The 19,720-nt window shown below is 66.8% G+C and carries 15 protein-coding genes; 8 read left to right on the top strand and 7 right to left on the bottom strand.

What is annotated here, in order from left to right; translation table 11 throughout:
* Nucleotides 1–371: 371 nt before the first annotated feature.
* The 3 genes from GXW76_RS25600 to GXW76_RS04735 form a co-directional block, all read right to left on the bottom strand.
* Entirely contained in the window at nt 372–755 is a 384-nt protein-coding gene (locus GXW76_RS25600; protein WP_246513915.1) for an acyl carrier protein, read from the bottom strand.
* 288 nt (nt 756–1,043) lie between these two features.
* Nucleotides 1,044–1,724, bottom strand: coding sequence for a dienelactone hydrolase family protein (locus GXW76_RS04730; protein WP_211860834.1), 681 nt, complete (start codon nt 1,722–1,724; stop codon nt 1,044–1,046).
* Nucleotides 1,725–2,664: 940 nt separating this feature from the next.
* Nucleotides 2,665–2,814 carry a hypothetical protein gene (locus GXW76_RS04735; RefSeq protein ID WP_211860835.1) on the bottom strand — a complete coding sequence of 50 codons (150 nt, stop codon included), beginning with the start codon at nt 2,812–2,814 and terminating at the stop codon, nt 2,665–2,667.
* 199 nt (nt 2,815–3,013) lie between these two features.
* Between GXW76_RS04735 and GXW76_RS04740 the strand changes: the two genes are divergently transcribed.
* On the top strand, nt 3,014–5,767 hold the full coding sequence (locus tag GXW76_RS04740) for a beta strand repeat-containing protein (protein WP_211860836.1): 2,754 nt from the start codon (nt 3,014–3,016) through the stop codon (nt 5,765–5,767).
* Here GXW76_RS04740 and GXW76_RS26110 read toward each other — a convergent pair.
* On the bottom strand, nt 5,724–6,158 hold the full coding sequence (locus GXW76_RS26110; protein WP_338150887.1) for a molybdopterin cofactor-binding domain-containing protein: 435 nt from the start codon (nt 6,156–6,158) through the stop codon (nt 5,724–5,726). The genes GXW76_RS04740 and GXW76_RS26110 overlap by 44 nt on opposite strands.
* 238 nt (nt 6,159–6,396) lie before the next feature.
* Here GXW76_RS26110 and GXW76_RS04750 point away from each other — a divergent pair, with 238 nt between their 5' ends.
* The 6 genes from GXW76_RS04750 to GXW76_RS26245 all read left to right on the top strand — a co-directional run bounded on the left by GXW76_RS04750 (nt 6,397) and on the right by GXW76_RS26245 (nt 13,048).
* Nucleotides 6,397–6,783 carry a carboxymuconolactone decarboxylase family protein gene (locus GXW76_RS04750; protein ID WP_211860837.1) on the top strand — a complete coding sequence of 129 codons (387 nt, stop codon included), beginning with the start codon at nt 6,397–6,399 and terminating at the stop codon, nt 6,781–6,783.
* Between the two features lie 253 nt (nt 6,784–7,036).
* Nucleotides 7,037–8,437 (top strand): L-serine ammonia-lyase, encoded by a 1,401-nt coding sequence (locus GXW76_RS04755; protein WP_246513917.1) that lies wholly within the window; start codon nt 7,037–7,039, stop codon nt 8,435–8,437.
* Between the two features lie 32 nt (nt 8,438–8,469).
* Complete coding sequence (locus GXW76_RS04760) at nt 8,470–8,859, top strand: LysR substrate-binding domain-containing protein (RefSeq protein WP_246513918.1); 390 nt, start codon at nt 8,470–8,472, stop codon at nt 8,857–8,859.
* Nucleotides 8,859–9,842, top strand: coding sequence for an NAD(P)-dependent oxidoreductase (locus GXW76_RS04765; protein WP_246513919.1), 984 nt, complete (start codon nt 8,859–8,861; stop codon nt 9,840–9,842). The genes GXW76_RS04760 and GXW76_RS04765 overlap by 1 nt, the downstream gene beginning before the upstream one ends.
* Before the next feature lie 300 nt (nt 9,843–10,142).
* The gene (locus tag GXW76_RS04770) at nt 10,143–12,629 is read left to right on the top strand and encodes an arylsulfatase (RefSeq protein ID WP_211860838.1); all 2,487 of its coding nucleotides are present in this window, start codon (nt 10,143–10,145) and stop codon (nt 12,627–12,629) included.
* A gap of 104 nt (nt 12,630–12,733) precedes the next feature.
* Entirely contained in the window at nt 12,734–13,048 is a 315-nt protein-coding gene (locus GXW76_RS26245) for an integrase core domain-containing protein (protein WP_408904304.1), read from the top strand.
* Here the strand turns inward: GXW76_RS26245 and GXW76_RS04780 are convergent.
* The 3 genes from GXW76_RS04780 to GXW76_RS04790 are packed head-to-tail and all read right to left on the bottom strand — an operon-like array spanning nt 13,012 to nt 18,111.
* Nucleotides 13,012–14,367, bottom strand: coding sequence for an acetyl-CoA carboxylase biotin carboxylase subunit (locus tag GXW76_RS04780; RefSeq protein ID WP_338150888.1), 1,356 nt, complete (start codon nt 14,365–14,367; stop codon nt 13,012–13,014). The two genes, GXW76_RS26245 and GXW76_RS04780, sit on opposite strands and share 37 nt — an antisense overlap.
* Nucleotides 14,364–15,926: an acyl-CoA carboxylase subunit beta gene (locus GXW76_RS04785; protein WP_338150889.1), complete on the bottom strand. Its 1,563-nt coding sequence runs from the start codon at nt 15,924–15,926 to the stop codon at nt 14,364–14,366. Before GXW76_RS04785 ends, GXW76_RS04780 begins: the two co-directional genes overlap by 4 nt.
* A 31-nt stretch (nt 15,927–15,957) precedes the next feature.
* Nucleotides 15,958–18,111: an acetate--CoA ligase family protein gene (locus GXW76_RS04790; RefSeq protein ID WP_211860840.1), complete on the bottom strand. Its 2,154-nt coding sequence runs from the start codon at nt 18,109–18,111 to the stop codon at nt 15,958–15,960.
* A gap of 35 nt (nt 18,112–18,146) precedes the next feature.
* Here GXW76_RS04790 and GXW76_RS04795 point away from each other — a divergent pair, with 35 nt between their 5' ends.
* Nucleotides 18,147–19,706 carry an acyl-CoA carboxylase subunit beta gene (locus tag GXW76_RS04795; protein ID WP_211860841.1) on the top strand — a complete coding sequence of 520 codons (1,560 nt, stop codon included), beginning with the start codon at nt 18,147–18,149 and terminating at the stop codon, nt 19,704–19,706.
* The last annotated feature ends 14 nt before the right edge of the window (nt 19,707–19,720 follow it).

Raw genomic sequence — 19,720 nt, forward strand, 5'->3', positions numbered from 1 at the left:
TGTGATGGCATTATGCGCGAATCTCCCGCCAAGGCGTGAGAGTTGCGCCTGCGTGATGGAAGGGCGGTCTTATCGGTCTGCCGGCATCGGTGCAGTCGCGACGGCTGTTGGACTTCGGTCGCTGAGCCTCCGGTGGCACGGCGGTATTTGTTCAGGGGGGAGCGAAGTTCTCTGGAGTGCGGCGAGAGCCCGCTGCTTTCGGCCCCTTCGCCATGCGTTGCGGCCCGCGGAAGATGCCATGCTCGCCTTCTCTCCGTTACGGAAACGAATATTCGGGTTCGATTGCGCCCCCCATGTCATGCGCCATCACAGCTGAACTTCGGGTGGGCCCCACGCCGTCGCGAGCGGGTCCGGCTCGGCGCTTCCCATCGTCAGGCCCGCGCGTCCTCGAGATACGAGGCGATGCCATCGAGGGTGAAGAGCTTCGGGTAGTCCGCTTCCGGGATCGGCCGGCCGGTACGCTCATGCAAGGCAGCGACGAGGTTGAGAAAGTCCATCGAATCCAGGTCCAGCGCCTCCCGCAGTCCGGCGTCGCCGGGAAGGGTCGAGAGGTCGGCCTCGTGGGCGATGTTCAGGCCACCGTCCGCGGGGAGACCGTCGAGCAGCGTCGTCGCCCGATCCCAGCTGAATCCGCGGCACACTGCCGCGTAGTCGGCGAGGTTCGGCACCACCGCGAGCCGGTCCCGCGGCTTCGCGATCCGCGCGTAACCCGAGGCCAAGCCTCCCTCTGTCTGCGCCGGGCGGGTCGCCTCCACGGCGTCCTCCTCCAGTGCTCGTAGTGGCAATCTACTGCACGGACGGGGATCTCGAATCATGATCCTGATCAAAGACCCTTCGGGCGCAGCGAGTTGGATCCGGGTCAAGTCGGACTGGACGAGCTGGCCGCCCGCCTTGCGCCAGGTTCCGACGGGCCCACCACTGAGTCGCCGCCGCGACCGGCACGCCGTCGCGCAGCAGGTCGCAGACTACCGGCGGTCCAGCGTCATTCCACGGATCGGTGTCGCCAACAGGCCCCTGCCTACGCACGGTCGGCGAAGAAGGGCTCAGCGTGCCGTATGGAGCGCCTTCGGGCCGAGAAAGCGGCTGAACCAGGCGGCGGCGCGGCGCGCAACCTCCTCGAGGGCCCCGGGCTCCTCGAAGAGATGCGTTGCGCCCGGGACGACGGCGAGTTCGGTCGGGCAGGCCATCCGCGCGCGGGCCAGGCGGTTGAGGGCGAGCACTTCGCGATCCTCGCCCCCGACGATCAGCAGGGTCGGCGCGACGATGCGCGCCAGCAGCGGCTCCGTGGCAAGGTCGGGCCGGCCGCCGCGCGAAACCACGGCGCCGACGCGCGCGGGCCGTGCCGCGGCTGCCGTCAGGGCTGCGGCCGCGCCGGTGCTGGCCCCGAACAGCCCAAGCGGGAGCCCGGAAACGGCGTAATGCACGGCGGCATGATCGATCGCCATCCCGAGCCTTCGCGCAAGCAACCCGATGTCGAAGACGTTCCGCCTGTCGCGCGCCTCCGCCTCGGCAAGCAGATCGAAGAGCAGGGTCGCGAAACCGGCTTCGTGCAGGGCCGCCGCGACCAGGCGATTGCGGGGGCTGAACCGGCTGGAGCCGCTGCCATGGGCGAAGACGACGAGCCCGGCCGGCGCGGGCGGCAGGGCAAGGATTGCCTCGAGGCCCGCAGGCGGGATGGCCATCGCCTCCTCGCGCACGTGTTCGGAATCTGGGACAGGATCCATGCGAGCACTCCCCGCCCGAAGCGGCGCCGACCTGCGAGCTGCGCGCAGCGCCTGCGATGCGCTTCGTAGTGCATCCGGTTCACCGCCGCCTTGAGGGGCGTCAACCTGCGCCGGAGCCGAAGAGACGATTTCAGTCTGAATTGAGCCGGCAAACGCACGCCATGCAGACACTTCCGCGAGACTGGCGGGGACGTGCCGCACCTATCGCGCAGGCGGGGCGGGGGGGGGGGGACCGCCCGCACGATGCCGATATCGGCATGCGCGGTTGGGGCGCCACGCCGGAGGCTTCCGACAAAGCAGCGGCCATCGCCCAGAGGCGCATCGTCGCCGCTGAGGAGGTCCGCCCGCCCGCCCCGGAGACGGTGCCAATGGCCAGGTCGCAGATCAGCTCAGGAGCAGGCGCGGCTGCGAAGGCCCGCTAAACATTCCGCCTGGATCACTCGATAGGGGCTGGTCATTCGGCGGAGTGCTGGTGCTGCACGGCCTTCAAGAGTCACGCTTATCGGCCAGCGATTCAGGCTCGACGAAATCGCCGAAGCACACCGTGCGGCAGATGTGCGCCGCTCGGCAGGTGCGATCCTCATCACACCGTAGTTGTAGCCAGACTTGGCCAGCCGGGCCGGCGTTGAGGCGCAGTTGCGGGTCATGCCCTGGTCGTGGTGGCCGCCTCCTACGCCACTACCGGACACACGACCGCTCCGGCAGCGAACCACGGCATCGATGGCGCCGAAACAACGACTTCACCAGAGTTCCGCAAGGCAATCTTCAAGCCTCGGTAGTTGCCCGGGCCTAGGGTCCCCGCACGTCCCACGGACAGCCTCGGCACCGCGCCGAGGCGCCCCCGCGCGGGGCACGACCACCCACCGCAACCCGCTGCGCGGTCGCGCCACCGCAAGGCTAGCCGGAGGACACCCGTCATGAACGCCCTGACCGCCACTGCCTAGACAACCGCCCCGAAGACGAAGAAGGAAGTGCCGCCCTTCAATGGCCCGCACTGCTTCTCACCATCGGTGTCGTCGTCGGTCAGTCGGCGCTCGTGACGCTCCAGCGCCGTGCCGAGAGAACGGGCGAAGGCGATACGGATCGTCAAGGCCGGATCATCACAGGCCGAACCGCCAGGGCAGCATCGTTGGCCCACGAGTGAAGCCGGCGGAACACAACGACGCGGAAGCGAAAACGACGAAGTCAACGGGCGACGCGCCCGGAAACGACGAGGCGCGGTTGCCGCCCAGGCGACACATGCCGCCGTAGGCGCTCGACCAACCCACCCAACAAGGAGAAACGTCATCATGGCCGTCATCGCGACATTCACTCCCGCCGCAGGGACGCTCGCCGCCTTTGGGGACGCCCTGTCCAACACGATCACGATCAGCCGCAATGCGGCCGGGGCGCTCCTCGTCAACAGTGGCGCGGTGGCTGTCCTCGGCGGCTCACCGACCGTCGCGAACACCAGCCTGATCCAGGTCTTCGGGCAGGGCGGCAACGATACCATCACGCTCAATGAGTCGAACGGCGCCCTGCCGCGCGCCAACCTCTTCGGTGGCAACGGCAACGATGTGCTCACCGGTGGCTCGGGCAACGACCAGCTATTCGGGCAGTCCGACAACGATGTGCTGTTCGGCAAAGGCGGCAACGACCTGCTGTTCGGCGGCTCAGGCAACGACGTGCTCACCGGCGGCGACGGCAACGACTCCGTCTTCGGCGAAAGCGGTGATGACCGAATGATCTGGAATCCGGGTGACGACAGCGACCTCCTCGAGGGCGGCAGCGGCGTCGATACTGTCGAGGTGAACGGCGGCAACGGGTCCGAGGTCTTCACCGCCACCGCCAACGGAACGCGGGTGCGTTTCGACCGGGTCGACCCCGCGCCCTTCGCCCTCGACATCGGCACCACCGAGAACCTGGTCGTCAACATGAACGGCGGGGACGATCGCTTCAGTGCGACCGGCAACCTCGCCGCGCTGATCGATATCGTCGTCGATGGCGGCGCCGGCAACGACACCATCCTCGGCGGCAATGGCGACGACGTGTTGCTCGGTGGGGACGGCAACGACTTCATCGACGGCAACCAGGGCATCGACGTCGTGTTCATGGGTGCGGGCAATGACGTATTCCAATGGGATCCGGGCGACGGCAACGACGTGATCGAGGGCCAGGACGGCACCGACACCATGTTGTTCAACGGCAGCGGTATCGGGGAGATCATGGAGGCCTCGGCCAATGGGGCGCGCACCCGGTTCGCACGAAATGTCGGTAGTATCGTGATGGACCTCAACGACGTCGAGAAGATCGAGGTGAATGCCCTCGGCGGCGCTGATTCCATCGTGGTGAACGACCTGTCAGGGACGGATGTGCAGGAAGTGCACGTCAACCTGGCCGGTGCCTTCGGCGGCAGCATGGGCGATGCCCAGGCCGACACCGTCACCGCCGCCGGCACCAACGTCGCGGACGTCGTCGATATCATTGGCGCCGGAACCAGCGTCACCGTGCTGGGGTTGCCGAGCATGCTCGCCGTCACCAATGCCGAAGGCGCGAATGACAGCCTGGTGGTCCATACGCTCGGCGGTGACGACCAGATCAATGCGTCCACGCTGGTCGCGGGTATCGTCAAGCTGATGATCGATGCCGGCGCGGGGGACGATACTGTCATCGGCTCGCGCGGCGCCGACGTGCTGAACGGCGGCGGCGGCCACGACGTCATCGACGGCCAGCAGGGCGACGACGTTGCGCAACTCGGGGCGGGCAACGACACCTTCACCTGGGACCCGGGCGACGGCAGCGACACGGTCGAGGGCCAGGATGGCGCTGATGTGCTGGACTTCAACGGCAGCAATGCCAGCGAAAGCATCAATGTCGCGGCCGTTGGCGGGCGCGTGCAGTTCGTTCGTGACGTCGGCGCCGTGACGATGGACGTGAACGGCGTCGAGACCATCGCCTTCGACGCGCTGGGCGGTGCCGACAATATCGTGGTTGGCGACCTTTCGGGCACCGACGTGACCAAGGTCGCCCTGAACCTGGCGGCCGCAGTCGGGGGCGGCGACGTCCAGGCGGACAGTGTCGCCGTCAACGCCACCCAGGGCGGTGACACGGTGGTGGTGACCGGCGTGGCGGGCAGCGGCGCTGTCACAGTGACCGGCCTGACCGCGCGTGTCGAGATGACGCAGGTGGAGGGAACGCTCGACACGCTGATAGTCAACGGCCTCGGGGGCGATGACGTGCTCGATGCATCGGGCCTCGATGCCGACCTGGTCCGTCTGACGATGAATGGCGGACTCGGCGCCGACGTCCTGATCGGCTCGGACGGTGCCGACCTGATGAATGGCGGGGACGGCAACGACCTCGCCCTCATGGGTGCGGGTGATGACTCCTTCGCCTGGAATCCAGGTGACGACAGCGACGTGCTGGAGGGCCAGTCGGGCTTCGACACCATGCTGTTCAACGGCGCCAACGTGACGGAGAACATCTCCATCTCGGCCAATGGCAATCGCGCCTTGTTCACGCGTGACGTCGCCAGCGTGGCAATGGACCTCAACGACGTCGAGGCGGTCACCTTCAACGCCCTCGGCGGCGCCGATGTCATTACCGTCAACGACCTCAGCGGCACGGACGTCACAACCGTGAAGCTGAACCTCGCGGCGTCGGGTGGCGTCGGCGACGGGCAGCCCGACACCATCGTCATCAATGCGACAAACAGCGACGATGTCATCGTCGTCACTTCCGGCGATGGGGTGGTGATGGTCTCGGGCCTCTCGGCGGAGATCCAGGTCTTCGGCTTCGACGCCGGTGACCGCCTGGTCATCAACGGGCTCGGCGGCGACGACGTGATCGAGGCCTCGGGCTTCAACGCGCCGATGCAGCTGACGGCCGATGGCGGTGCTGGCGCCGACGTGCTGATCGGGGGGCCGGGCGCCGACGTGATGCTCGGCGGCGACGGCGACGACGTGCTGCTCGGCGGAGGCGGGATTGACATCCTCGACGGCGGGCCGGGCGACAACGTCGTCATCCAGGGTCTGGTCGCCTCGTTCGATCAGATCCTGCCCTGAACGGCCGCTGCCTTGCTGCTCCCGGCATGTCCGAAGCCGGTCGGGCATGCCGGGTAGGCCCGGCTTGCCGACGCCACCCATCGGCGCGCCACATCTCGACGATGCGCACGTGGACGCGCGGCATTCGATCCTGTGGGAGGATCCGATAGCCGTCGAAGTTGCGTGCCTGCGGCACGCCGCCCTCGTAGAGCACTTCCTCGAGCAGCGCGGCGGACAGGCCGAGCGTCACGGCAGAGGTGGCCTGCGCCTCGATGACCGCGGGGTTCGCGACGCGGCCCAGCAACAGCGTGCGTGTCACGGCACGGAATATCTCGCCCACCACGAGCTTCGATCCCGGGGCGGTGACGCTGTCTGTGCAAACGATGAAGCGGCGGGTGCCGTAGAACTGCACGCCTACGGCCTGGAAGCCCAGCCCTGGCTGAGATGCGGCGCTGGTCCAATTCTGCGTTGCAGAAACGGCAACAACCGTTCGGATCAAGATGCTTGTTGAAAAGCGACCGAGAATGAATGCTGGCAGGCGCCAGCGCGTGTGCTCTGCGGGGCTATGGGTTAGGCGAACGAGAAGGCGTCGCTGCCCGAGCCTCGCATAGCTTCGGCGCTTCCCCGCCACTCCATGGGAATTACTACTGATGAGCGATGATCTCCTCGAAGCCGGCAAGCAACTCCGCGCCGAAGTGATCGGGCAGGAACGCCATGACGCAGCCATGAAGAACGCCACGCCGTTCGACCTGCCTTTCCAGGAATTGGCCCTGCGCTATTGCTGGGGCGAGGTCTGGGGACGTCCCGGGTTGAGCCGCAAGATCCGTAGCATGGTGAACCTCGGCATGCTCGTCGCCCTCGGGAAGCCCAACGAGTTGAAGATCCATGTCCGCGGCGCGCTGACCAACGGCGTCACCAAGGACGAGATCCAGGAGATCTTCCTGCAGACCTGCATCTACTGTGGCGTGCCAGCGGCAGGCGAGGCCTTCAGGGTGGCGAAGGAAGTGTTCGCAGAACCTGAGTTCGCAGACCGCTGACGTCCCAATCCATCTGCGCATTTCTGTGCGCCAGGCCGGACTACCACAATCGGCGGTTCGGCCTTTCGCGCTTTCCGCTGACCTGTCACTCCCGATCATCCCGCTTGGCGCCTACTTCGATGTCACGGCGATGCGAATCAACCTGCGCGATCGGATCGAGACGCTCCCGGTGTTCTGGAACATCAAGCGCGTCTGAGGTCCGTTCCCGTCCCGGCAACGGCAGGCCAAAAGATTGTTCTTGAGCAACACGGCCATGGCGGCTGTCATCAGCGCCATGGCCGAAACACCGTCCCCCTCCTGGGTAGGGCTCTTTGACCTTTTCCGCATCGGGATCGGGCCGTCGAGTTCGCACACCGTCGGGCCGATGGTCGCGGCCGGGCGCTTCGTCGCGGCCCTTCCGCCGCAGCACTTCACCTCGATCGGCGTGGATCTCTACGGCTCGCTCGCGCTGACGGGGAAAGGCCATGCGACGGACACGGCTATCATGCTCGGACTTCTCGGGGAGCGGCCGGACACGATCGATCTCGACGCGGTTCCTGGCCTGATCGCCCGCCTTCGCAAAACACGGGCGCTTCCACGTTCTGATGCCGCGAGCCTGCCTTTCGATCCTGACCGCGACATCCTTTTCCACCGCCACGAAACCCTGCCGCAGCACCCGAACGGCCTTGCCTTCCGGGCGGTGGCGTCGAACGGGGCGCAGATACGGCGCGTCTTCTATTCGGTGGGAGGCGGCTTCGTTGTGGAGGAAGGCGAGACCGAAGCCGCGCGGCAAGGGCAGGCCGACGTCCCGTACCTCTTCGATTCCGCGACCGCGCTGCTGGCCATCGCGGATGCCGCCGGCCTTTCGATAGCGGAATTGCAGCGCGCGAACGAACGCGCCTACCGCAGCGATGCCGAGATCTCGGAGGGTATCGCGCGCATCTGGGCCGCCATGCAGGGCTGCATCGCCCGTGGCATGCGCCAGGCTGGAGAGTTGCCAGGTGGCCTGCGCGTACGTCGGCGCGCGCCAGGACTGCACCAGCGCTTGCTGGAGCGCGGCGGAGCGAACGCGGCCGATCCGTTGCAGGGCATGGACTGGGTCAATCTCTACGCCCTGGCCGTAAACGAGGAGAACGCGGCCGGTGGCCGCGTGGTCACGGCGCCGACGAACGGCGCGGCCGGGATCGTGCCCGCGGTCCTGCTCTACTACACCAACTTTATTCCCGGCGCCGACGCGCAGGGTGTCGAGACTTTCCTGCTGGCCGCCGCGGCGATCGGTTCCATCATCAAGCGCAACGCTTCGATCTCCGGCGCCGAGGTCGGCTGCCAGGGCGAGGTCGGATCGGCCTGCGCCATGGCAGCAGCCGGCCTCGCAGCGACCCTCGGCGGCAGCAACCGGCAGGTGGAGAACGCTGCCGAGATCGGGCTCGAACACAATCTGGGCCTCACCTGCGATCCGGTGGCCGGCCTCGTGCAGGTCCCCTGCATCGAGCGGAATGCGATCGCTTCGGTGAAGGCGATCAACGCGGCCCGGCTCGCGCTGCATGGCGATGGGGAGCACCTCGTCACCCTGGATCAGGCGATCGCGACCATGCGCCAGACCGGGCTCGACATGTCCCACAAATACAAGGAAACCTCGCTGGGCGGTCTGGCGGTCAACGTCATCGCATGCTGACTCCGCGCGCCCTGTCAGAGGGTCCTTCAGGCATGATGAACGACCGCGCCCTTCGCTACTTCCTCGCCGTCGTGCGGGCCGGTTCAATCCGTGCCGCGGCTGAGGCGTTGAACGTCGCGGCCTCCGCGGTCAGCCGGCAGGTGGCGGACCAGGATTTCCGCCTCAACGTCCGGCTGGAAACCGGCTCCATCGAACTGCAGCGGCGTTTCGTGCAGGCGCGCATGGGCGTTGCCTACCTGCCGGCCTTCGCCGCGGCTGTCGAGCTCAAGGCGAAGCAGGTGGTCGCGGTTCCTCTCGCTGATGCGCTGCTCTCCCAGGCCACCACGCATCTGCTCGTGCGGGCCGGCCGCCGGCTCCCGGAGGCCGTGGAGCGGATCGCCTCGCGCCTGGCCGAGGGCCTGAGCGCCTTCCACGCGGTCTGATGCCGATGTTGCCTCGTGGGCAACGGCTCGTTCTGAAAACCATTCTTGTCGCAACGGACTTCAAGGCCAATCCTGAAGCCCTCATTCCACATGGGTGCAGCATGGAAATCCAGACGGTCGGCGTCGTTGGCCTTGGCAATATGGGCCTGGGAATTGCTGCGACCCTGGCCCGAGCCGGCTTCGTCGTGTTGGGTACCGATATCAGCGTGGCACGCCGCGTCCCCGCCGAAGCGGCCGGCGTTCGGTTCCACGAGGCCCTGACCGAGGTGCTGCGTGGTGCCGACTGCCTCGTCTTCTCGCTGCCCTATGCGCGTGATGTCGAAGCGGTGGTGACCGCGCCGGGCGGGCTGCTGGATCGGCGCGACCGCAAGGTCGTCGTCATTGATACCTCGACCTCGGATCCTGGCACCTCGCGCCGGCTGGCGGCGCGCCTGTCCGAGGCGGGACATGGCCTGCTCGACGCCCCGGTCAGCGGCGGACCGTCCGGTGCCGCGGACGGCACGCTGACGATGATGATCGGCGGTGCGGACGAAGATCTCGCCGCCGCCCACCCCGTGGTCGAGGCGATGTCGGCGAAGGCGATCCATGTCGGGCCATCCGGTGCAGGCAACATCGCGAAGCTCGTGAACAACATGTTGGTCGCCGCGCACCTCGTCACGACAGGGGAGGCGATGCGCTTATCCGAAGCCGCGGGCCTCCCTGCAGAGGCCGTGCTGAAGGTCGTCAACGCCGCCACCGGGCGCAGCGCGATCAGTGAGGCGATGTATCCGCGCTGGGTGCTGCCAGGTTCCTTCGACAGCGGCTTCTCGGCCGGGCTGATGCGCAAGGATGTCGGCCTCGCCGCCGATCTGGCCCGCGATACCGGCGCGCGCCTTCCGCTTTCCGCCGAGGTCGCGCGGATCTGGGCCGAGACGCGCGGCAGCATCGCGGATGCCGACGACTTCACCCGCATGGCCGACTACCGCACCGAGCGAAAGTACTGAGATGCCTGCCGGCGCCGCTTCGACCGTCTGGTTGTGACTGCGGGACGAGGCCGATGTGGGTCGCCCGCGGGGCGATCCTGGCCGCCTGCGCGTCGAATGACCGTGGAATGGCGCCTTCCTGCCCATGCGGGATCGTTATTGCGATATTGTAATAGACCTTCCGCCCAGTCCCCGAGATAGAGTCGCGGCGATTGCGGCCCGCGCGGCCCTGCGCCGGGCCCAAGATGCTCGGGAGCGATGCACATGCGCTGCTGGTTGAATCGGACGGTCAGCGTCGCCTTGGTCTGCATGGCCATCGGAGTGGCATCGACTGCCGGGGCCCAGCAGGTCCGTGGCACGCCCGGTGCGCCCAGCGCCGTGATGACGCCGCAGGGGCTGCAACTGCCTTCGCCCACGCCGCCCTTCACAGGTGCCATTTTGCCGAACGCGGTGGACAGCACCTCCGCCTGGCCGCCCCAGGTCATGCCCCCCGAGCGCGCGCCCAACGTGCTGCTGATCCTGACGGATGATGTCGGCTTCGCCGCGCCATCAACCTTCGGTGGGGTCATCCCGACCCCAACCCTGCAGGCGGTCGCCGACACGGGGCTGCGCTACACCACCTTCCACACGACCGCGCTGTGCTCGCCGACCCGCGCCGCGCTGCTGACCGGCCGCAACCACCACCAGGTCGGGTTCGGCAACGTCTCCGAACTCGCGACCGGCTATCCCGGCTACAACTCGGTGATCCCGCGCGAGACGGCGACGGTCGCCGCCATACTGCAGCAGAACGGATACGCCACCGCCTGGTTCGGCAAGAACCACAACGTCCCGGCGTGGGAAGCGAGCGCCGCCGGCCCCTTCGCCAACTGGCCGGTCGGGATGGGGTTCGACTATTTCTACGGCTTCGTCGGCGGCGACACCTCGCAGTGGCAGCCAGGCAACCTGTTCCGCAACACCACGCCGATCCATCCCTATCTCGGCACCCAGCCGGGGAGCTGGAACCTGATCACCGCGATGGCGGACGATGCCATCACCTATATCCGCACCCAGACCGAGATCGCGCCGAACCGCCCCTGGTTCATCCACTACGCGCCGGGCGGCACGCATGCGCCGCACCACCCGACGCAGGAATGGATCCAGCGCATCGAGGCGATGAACCTGTTCAACGACGGCTGGGAAGTGCTGCGCGAGCGCATTTTCGAGAACCAGAAGCGGCTCGGCGTGATCCCGGCCAATGCGGTGCTGCCGCCCTGGCCCGACTTCCTGCCGCGCTGGGACAGCCTCTCGGCCGATGAAAAGCGCCTCTTCATCCGCCAGGTGACGGTCTATGCCGCCTACCTCGCGTATACGGACGCCGAGATCGGGCGCGTCATCGCCGAGGTCGAGCGCCTCGGCCAGCGCGACAACACGCTGGTCATCTACATCAGCGGCGACAACGGCAGCAGCGCGGAGGGCTCGCTGAACGGGACGCCGAACGAGGTGATGTACTTCAACGGCGTGGCGATGACCGCCGCCCAGCAGATGCCCTTCATCCCGGTCTGGGGCACCGACCGCACCTACAACCACATGGCGGTGCCCTGGACCTGGGCCTTCGGCACGCCTTATCGCTGGACCAAGCAGGTCGCGTCCCATTTCGGCGGCACGCGCAATGGCATGGCCATCTCCTGGCCTGCGCGCATTGCCGACCGTGGCGGCATCCGCACCCAGTTCCACCATGTGATCGACATCGTGCCGACCATCCTCGACCTGGTCGGCGTGCCGCAGCCCAACATGATGAACGGCATCGCGCAGCGTCCCATGGACGGCGTGTCCATGGCCTACACGCTACCGCCGACGAATGCGGCCGCGCCGTCGACCCGCCGGACCCAGTATTTCGAGATCCTGGGCAACCGCGCCATCTACCACGATGCCTGGATCGCCAGCACCACGCCGGCCTCGCCGCCCTGGGCCGGGCTGACGGCGCCGCTCCCCTCGGACGTGATGAACGGGTATCGCTGGGAACTCTACGACATGACCGCGGATCCGACGCAGGCCCGCGACCTCGCTTCGGCGCAGCCGGACCGTCTGCGCATGATGCAGGAACTGTTCACGATGGAGGCCACGCGCAACCAGGTCTTTCCACTGAACAACTCAGGCGCGGCGATGGTCGCACAGCGCCCGGGTCCGGCGGCAGGCCGCCGGCAATTCGTCTATACCGGGCCATCCTGCTGCACCCAGGCGAATGCGGCGCCGAACATCCTCAACCGATCCTACCGCATCACGGCCGAGATCGAGGTGCCGCAGGGTGGGGCGAACGGGATGCTGGTGACGCAGGGCGGCCGCTTCGCCGGCTGGGGGCTCTACCTGCGCGAAGGCCGGCCCGTCTTCACCATGAACCTGCTCGATGTCGAGCGGGTTAAGTGGGAGGGCCCGCAGGCCCTGCCGCCGGGACGGCATACGATCGTCTTCGACTTCACCCTGGACCCGCAGGGCCAGGCGCCCTTCGGCCATGGCGGCACCGGCGTCTTCTCGGTGGACGGGCAGGAGGTGGCGCGGCGCACGATCCCGCACACAACGCCCATCACCTTTGCCTGGGACGAAACTTTCGACATCGGCATGGACACCGGCACGCCGGTGGACGATCGCGACTACCAGGTGCCGTTCAACTTCACGGGCCGCATCGGGCGGATCGTGGTGGAGCCCGGCGAGACGCTGGTCACGCCGGAGGTGATGATCCGCTTCCTGAACGAGGTGCAGGCCCGCGCCCGCGATGCGGAACGGCCCGCGCCCGGCGTCGCGCCGGCCGCGCCACCGGCGCGACGGAACTAGAGTAGATCCTGATCAGGTGGAATCGCCTGATCGAGTGAAGATGTTCGCAGAAGCAAAGGCCTGGAGCGGTGTCCGTGAGCCGCGGCGAACGGAGACCGCTCCAGGTGTGTCAATCGGCACGCAAATGCCTCAACGCCTGCTGGGTCCTGTCACACGCCGACGCGCGGGAACGGCTGGACGCTTGGAGACGCGAGTACAACGAGGAACGGCCGCACGGGTCACTGCGGAACTTGACCCCACGGGCGTTCGCCGAGCAGGTTCGACACGCCCGAGAAGTTGCCTGGCTCCCGGACCACAGAAGGGACAGGACCACGCAGCCGCCCAGTAGGATTCCACCCGGACCACTCGATCGGGGCTGGTCACGCCCGCAAGGGAAACCGGATCAACCGATATGGATGTCTGACGACAGTCCCGTATGAACCTTGCCGGTAACGAAGCGCTCATCGTCAAGCGCGGCCATGAGGAATGGCACGTTCGTCTTCACCCCTTCGATCCTGGTCGCCGAGAGCAACTCCCTCAGGCTCCTGATTGCGTCGCCGCGCGTAGATTCATGGGCGACCACCTTTGCGATCATGGGATCATAGAAGGGCGTGACTTCCATGCCCTCCCGGAAGCCGGTCTCGATCCGCCAACTGGAGCCGGCAGGAAGGTCGAAGCGATCGAGGCGTCCCGGCGATGGAAGAAACCGCTTCGGATCCTCGGCATAGATCCGTGCCTCGATCGCATGCCCTTTCGGATGAAGGTTGGCGGGCAGGATGGCATCGATCGGCTCGCCGGCAGCGGAGCGAATCTGGGAGGCGACGAGATCGACCCCCGTCACCATCTCGGTCACGGCATGCTCGACCTGGAGCCTCGTATTCACCTCCAGGAATCCGAAACTTCCATCGGCCGAGAGCAGCATCTCGACCGTGCCGATATTGTCATATCCAAGGCGCTGCAACGCATTCGCCGCGAGTTCGGCGATCTCGGCCACGGCCGCACGAGGCAACAGAGGGGCGGGCGCTTCCTCGATGATCTTCTGGTGCCGCCTTTGGAGTGAGCAGTCGCGTTCGAACAGGTGCCGCACCCGGCCGTGCCGGTCTCCAAGGAGCTGAATCTCCACGTGACGCGCCAGCTCGAAATAGCGCTCAAGGTAGACGCCGCCATCCGCGAAGCTTCGTTCGGCTGCGCTGCGCGCCCGCTCGATCGTGCGTTGCAGTGTCGCCTCATCCTTCGCGACGGCCATGCCGATGCCGCCGCCACCGGCGGTCGGCTTGACCATGACCGGAAAGCCGATCTCGCGCGCCGCCGCGAGAATCCTGTCAGGGTCCGGTGGCAGCAATCCCGAGCCCGGTGCCACGGGAAATCCATTGGCCGCCATGATCTCGCGCGCGCGGGTCTTCTGACCCATGGCCCCGATATGGCGCGGTGATGGCCCGATGAAGGTCATGCCAGCGGCCTCCACCCGCCTGGCGAACTCCTCGTTCTCCGACAGGAAGCCATATCCCGGATGAATGGCATCGGCCCCGCAGCGCCTGGCGGCTTCCAGGATGGCGTCCTGGTTCAGGTAGCTCTCGCGCACGGGCGGCGGGCCGATCCGAATGGCCTCATCCGCCTCGGTGAGATAGGGGGCGCCGGCATCGGCGTCGGAATGGACCGCCACGGCCCGGATACCGAGCCGATGGACCGCACGAACGACCCTGGACGCAACCGCTCCGCGATTGGCAATGAGGATCGTTCGGAAGGGCGGGACGGTCACGGCCGCATTCCAAAGGCGCGCGGCCCCGCCTTGCGCAGAGGCTCCGCCTGGCGCGCAAACTCGCAGACCAGGGGCCTGGTGTCCCGGGGGTCGATGATTTCCTCTACCCAGAAGGTCTCCGCCGTGCGGGCCGGTGCGCGCAGGGCGATCAGCCGGGCCTCGATCTCCGCCAGCTTGGCCTTGGGATCTGGCGCGGCCTCGATCTCGGCGCGATAGGCCGCCTCAATACCCCCCTCCAGCGGCAGCGATCCCCAGCGCGCGGTGACCCACGCGTAACGGAATGCAAAGCGGCCTGCGGGCTGATGCACGGCGCCCGCCACGCCGAAGCAGTTGCGCACGATGATCGAGCACCAGGGAACGCTCGATTGATTGACCGCGGACATCGCCCGCACCCCATGCCGGATCGTCCCGGCTCGCTCGGCATCGAGGCCGATCTGGAAGCCAGGACAATCCACGAGGTAGATGACGGGGATGTGGAAGGTCTCGGCAAGGTCGACGAAGCGAATGACCTTCTGGCAGGTGTCGCTGGTCCATGCGCCGCCATAGAAGTACGGATCGGAGGCCATCACAGCCACAGGCAGGCCATCCACGCGCGCCAGGCCGGTGATGATGGATCGGCCGAACATTCGGCCCATTTCGAAGAACGAGCCGCGATCCACGATGGCCTCGATCACAGGGCGCATCTTGTAGATCTTGCGCGTGTCCTTCGGGATCGCCGCAAAGAGGGACTCTTCCCGGCGGTTCGGGTCATCCGTCGACGGTCGCCGAGGGGCGACCTCGTCGATCGAGGATGGAAGGTAGGAGAGGAAGCGCCTGGCGCAGGCGAAAGCCTCCTCCTCGGTGTCCACGGCGTGGTCGACGGCCCCGCTGCGGGTCTGGACCTGCCATCCACCGAGTTCTTCCTTCGAAAGGTCCTGTCCGATGCGCGCCACCACCGGAGGGCCCGCCACGAACATCGCGGACTTGCCCTTGGTCATGACGGAGAAATGGCTCGAGGCGAGCCGGGCCGCGCCCAGGCCCGCCACGGAGCCGAGACCCAGTGCGACAACTGGCACGTGGTAGAGGTTCTCGGTCGTATACTGGAACTGCAGCGTACCCGCGGTCAGTCCACCCGGCAGGTTCGCCCGTCCCGTGGTCTCGATCGTCTTCACCGAACCGCCACCACCCGAGCCTTCGATCACCCGGATGATCGGCTGCCGGAGTTCCTGCGCCATCCGCTCGGCGAGGACGTGCTTCTCCTTGATGTTCGCATCCGCGGATCCCCCGCGGACCGTGAAATCGTCCCCGATGACGACGACGGACCTCCCATCGACCGTCGCACGCCCCATGACGCAATTTGCGGGCGTCAGGTTCACCAATCTTCCCTCGCTGTCGTATTCCGCCTTCCCGGCTGCCGAACCGATCTCGAGGAAGCTGCCATCGTCGACCAATCCATCGAGCCGTTCACGCACGGTCAGGCGGCCGCCTGCGTGCTGGCGCTCCACCTTGTCCTTTCCGCCCATCTCTCGGGCGAGCGCCTGGCGGTGGCGCAGATCTTCGAGCTCAGCAGTCCAGGGCACGTCGTCCTCCTTCAAAAATGCTTGGTTCGGCTCAGACGGGCGGAGTGAGCCTCATCAGGGCGTCCACGATGGTCACCCCTTCTCCCGCTCGCCCGACCAGAACCGGGTTGAGGTCGAGTTCCTCGATCTCCGGCAGCGCTGCCGCCAACTGGGAAATGGCCGCGACCACGCACGCCAGCGCCTCCACGTCGAGCAGCGGCAGGCTTCTGGTGCCTTCGAGCAATGGCCAACCCTTGAGCTGCCTCAGCAGTGCCAGGGCAATCCGCTCGTCGAAAGGCGCGGCGCGAAAGGCAATGTCGCCGAGGATCTCGACGAAGACGCCGCCGAGCCCTACCCCGACGAACGCGCCAAGCAGCGGGTCCTTCTTGATCCCTATGACGATCTCGGCGCTGCCCCGCGCCATTTCCGCCAATAGGACGCCATCGATCCTCGCATCCTTCGCTCTGGTCCCGACCGAAGCCAGAATGGATCTCGTCGCCTCCGCGCAGGCTTCCGGAGACGAAACGCCCAGCACGACGCCGCCGACATCCGTCTTGTGGGCAATGTCGGGAGAATCGATCTTCACCGCGACGCGTTCGACACCGAGCCTGGTGAAGGCAGCCTCTGCCTCCTCCGGCGTGCGGGCCCTTGCCATGTGGGGCACGCGCAACCCAAGCGCGCCAAGGGCAGGCAACAGGGCCACCTCGCCGGCAGTGAGCTCCCCCGCCGCGCGCATGGACCGGACAACAGCCGACACCGGCTCCACATCCCGCGCCGGGGGAATGTTGGCCGGCGCCGCGGCGCTCGTCCCGTCAAGCAGGTGCCGAGCCGCGCGGGCCGCCCGTGAAGGATCCGGGAAGACGGGGATACCGGCAGCCGAGAGGGCGGCGAAGCCCGACGGGGCGGACGCCATCCATGCCGCGACCATCGGCTTGCTCGCCCCACGCGCATAGTCCGCCAGTTCTGCGATCAGTGCGTCGGCGCCACCGCGGATGGCCCCGAGCACGCTGATCACGATGTCCACGTTCGGATCTTCCGCTACGAGCTGGAGAAGCCGTCGGGTCGTCTTTGGATCCGTCTGAGGGACGGTCGCCAGATCGATTGGATTCTGCGCGGCGAGGTAGCCAGGCAAGTGCCGCGCGATCTCCGCAAGGGTCGCCTCGGCCAAGGGCGCCAGCTCGAGCCCGAAGCGGCCGAGATCATCCGTGCAAAGGACGTTGAATCCTCCGGAGTTCCCGAAGATCGCGACGCGGCGTCCCGCAGGGGCGGGAAGGCCGGCACCGAAAGTCAGCGTTGCGTCGATCAGCGCTTCCAGATTGTCCACGGCGATGATGCCGAGTTCCTGGAACAGCGCCTCGTGCAGACGCGCGGAGCCGGCCAATGCGCCGGTATGGGATGCCGCCGCTCGTGCGGCTTCGGGGCTCTTGCCCGATTTGATGAGAACGATGGGCGTTCCGTTCACTCGTGCCTTCAACGCCGCCGCGCGGAACCGCCCGACATCACGGATGCTCTCGACATACCCCGTGATCACCCGAATGCGCTTGTCCTCGGCCATGTACGAGATCGCATCGGCAATCTCGAAGCCAGCCTCGTTGCCCGTGCTGACCAGGTAGCCCAGGCCGACCGACCGGCTCATGCATTCCGAGGCGATCAGAGCCCCGACCAGGCCGCTTTGGGACACGATCCCGATCGGCCCCGGCTTGGGTTGCCCCTCCGACAGGGCGGTCGAGAAATTGACCGCGAGTCCGTTGTATAGGTTCGCGATGCCCTGGCAGTTGGGGCCGCAGACAACGAGTCCGGTCGTCTCGCAAATCTCGTGGATCTCGCGCTGCACCTCGCTGCCTTCGAGGCCGACCTCGGCGAAGCCGCTCGTGTAGATCACCATGGCACCGACACCGAGTGCGGCGGCCTCGCGCACGGCCGGAAGAACGCCGCGCGCCGGAATGGCGACGACAACGAGGTCCGGAACTTCGGGCAGCGCCTCGAGCGAAGGATAGCAGTCAAATCCGAACAGGGACGCGTGCCGTGGGTTGATCGGGTAGACGCGCCCCGCGAAGCCCGTCTCCCGTAGATAAGCGATCGGCCGTCCACCGGCTTTGCTTGCGACCCCCGAGGCTCCGAGCACCGCCACCGACGCGGGCTCGAAAAGGCGCTCCAGGTTCTGCGCGCGGTGGGTGGTTGCATTGACCCGGCTTGCCGACGTCATCGACTATGTCATCCTGATCTGAATGGGATGCGCCGTTGGTCGAGGCGCTGATCCGTCGTGGAGGAAGCATGACTTTCGAGCGTGAGATCGCAGAGCACACACATCGGCGCACCAAGGCGCGTGCGATGGGGTCGAAGCGAAAGCTCGAGGAATTCGCGGCAGCCGGCATCCTCAACGCTCGCCAGCGCATCACCACCCTGCTCGACGAGGGCTCGTTCCAGGAAGTCGGGCTCTTCGCCGTATCCGAGCGCCCCGAAGACGCCGATCGCTCGCCAGGCGATGGCGTCGTCACGGGTTATGGGCGCGTGGACGGCCGCGAGATCGCCATCATCGCTTACGATTTCACGGCGCTCGGCGCTTCCAGCGCGCCGGTCGCAAGCCAGAAGTTCCAGCATATCCGCAAGGTCTCGATCAGCCGCGGCATTCCCATGGTTGTCCTCGGAGAAGCCGGCGGGGCGCGCATCCCCGATGTCATGGGCGCAAGGGGCATCGCGCGTACGCGCAGCCACCAGGTCTATGACCGGCGCCGGCAATCCCCTTGGATCACGGCGATCCTCGGGCAGAGCTACGGCTCGTCCAGTTGGAAGGCTGCGATGTCCGATTTCGTCCTGATGCGCAAAGGCGCGGTCCTCGCCGTCTCCAGTCCCAAGGTTACCGCGGTGGCCATCTCGGAGGAGGTCGATCCCGAGGATCTCGGCGGCTGGCGTCTGCGGACGGAAACGACGGGGGAGGTGGACCAAGCCTATGCGACGGATCAGGAGGTGCTCGCTGCGATCCGACGTTTCCTCGGCTACATGCCCTCCAATGCCAATGAACCGCCGCCTCGCGCACCTGTTCCGGCAGGATCCGGGGACGACATGGCGCGCATCCTCGAAATCGTTCCTGCGCAGCGGGAGCGGGTCTACGACGTCCGCAAGGTCATCGAGGCCATCGTCGACAAGGGCAGCTTCTTTCCCATCAAGGAGCGCTTCGCGAAGGTTCTCAGCTGCGGCCTCGGCCGGATCGACGGGCGCGTTGTCGGGCTCATCGCGAGCAACCCGATCTTCAAGGGCGGCGCTCTCGATCCGCAGGCCTGCCGCAAGGCGACCAGCTTCATCGTGATGTGCGATTCCTTCAACATCCCCCTCGTGTTCCTCACGGACACGCCTGGCTTTCTCGTCGGCATAGATGGGGAGAAGCTCGGCCTCGCCGGCCAGATCATGAACTTCAACCACGCCCTGGAGATGGCGACTGTTCCCAAGCTCGCCGTCATCATGCGCAAGAGCTACGGGCAGGCCTACATCAACATGGGCGGAAGCGCCGATGAGATCGCTGCCTGGTTCAGTGCCGATGTCAGCTTCATGGACCCGGCTGCTGCGGTGAACGTTCTGCATGGCATCAAGCGCAATGACGATCCGGCGAGATTCGAGGATCTGCGCGAGGAACTCTCCCGCAACACCGGGCCCTACGATCTTGCCGCCGGCTTCCTTGCGCAGGATGTGATCGATCCGAGAGAGACCCGCTCCTGGCTGGCGCGCATGCTGGCGGTCCACGAGCTGCGCTCGACGGGCGGCATCAGCCGGCACAACATGGCGACCTGGCCCTACAACTTCTGAAGCCACATCATCCA

Origin of the sequence: Neoroseomonas soli (assembly GCF_018129065.1) — a bacterium.
Lineage (GTDB): Bacteria > Pseudomonadota > Alphaproteobacteria > Acetobacterales > Acetobacteraceae > Neoroseomonas > Neoroseomonas soli.

Coding starts and splice junctions, on each gene's coding strand:
- GXW76_RS04765 (WP_246513919.1), top strand. CDS start 8,859: ATGCCGATGTTGCCTCGTGGGCAACGGCTCGTTCTGAAAACCATTCTT.
- GXW76_RS04760 (WP_246513918.1), top strand. CDS start 8,470: ATGATGAACGACCGCGCCCTTCGCTACTTCCTCGCCGTCGTGCGGGCC.
- GXW76_RS04790 (WP_211860840.1), bottom strand. CDS start 18,111: ATGACGTCGGCAAGCCGGGTCAATGCAACCACCCACCGCGCGCAGAAC.
- GXW76_RS04755 (WP_246513917.1), top strand. CDS start 7,037: ATGGCGGCTGTCATCAGCGCCATGGCCGAAACACCGTCCCCCTCCTGG.
- GXW76_RS04740 (WP_211860836.1), top strand. CDS start 3,014: ATGGCCGTCATCGCGACATTCACTCCCGCCGCAGGGACGCTCGCCGCC.
- GXW76_RS04730 (WP_211860834.1), bottom strand. CDS start 1,724: ATGGATCCTGTCCCAGATTCCGAACACGTGCGCGAGGAGGCGATGGCC.
- GXW76_RS04750 (WP_211860837.1), top strand. CDS start 6,397: ATGAGCGATGATCTCCTCGAAGCCGGCAAGCAACTCCGCGCCGAAGTG.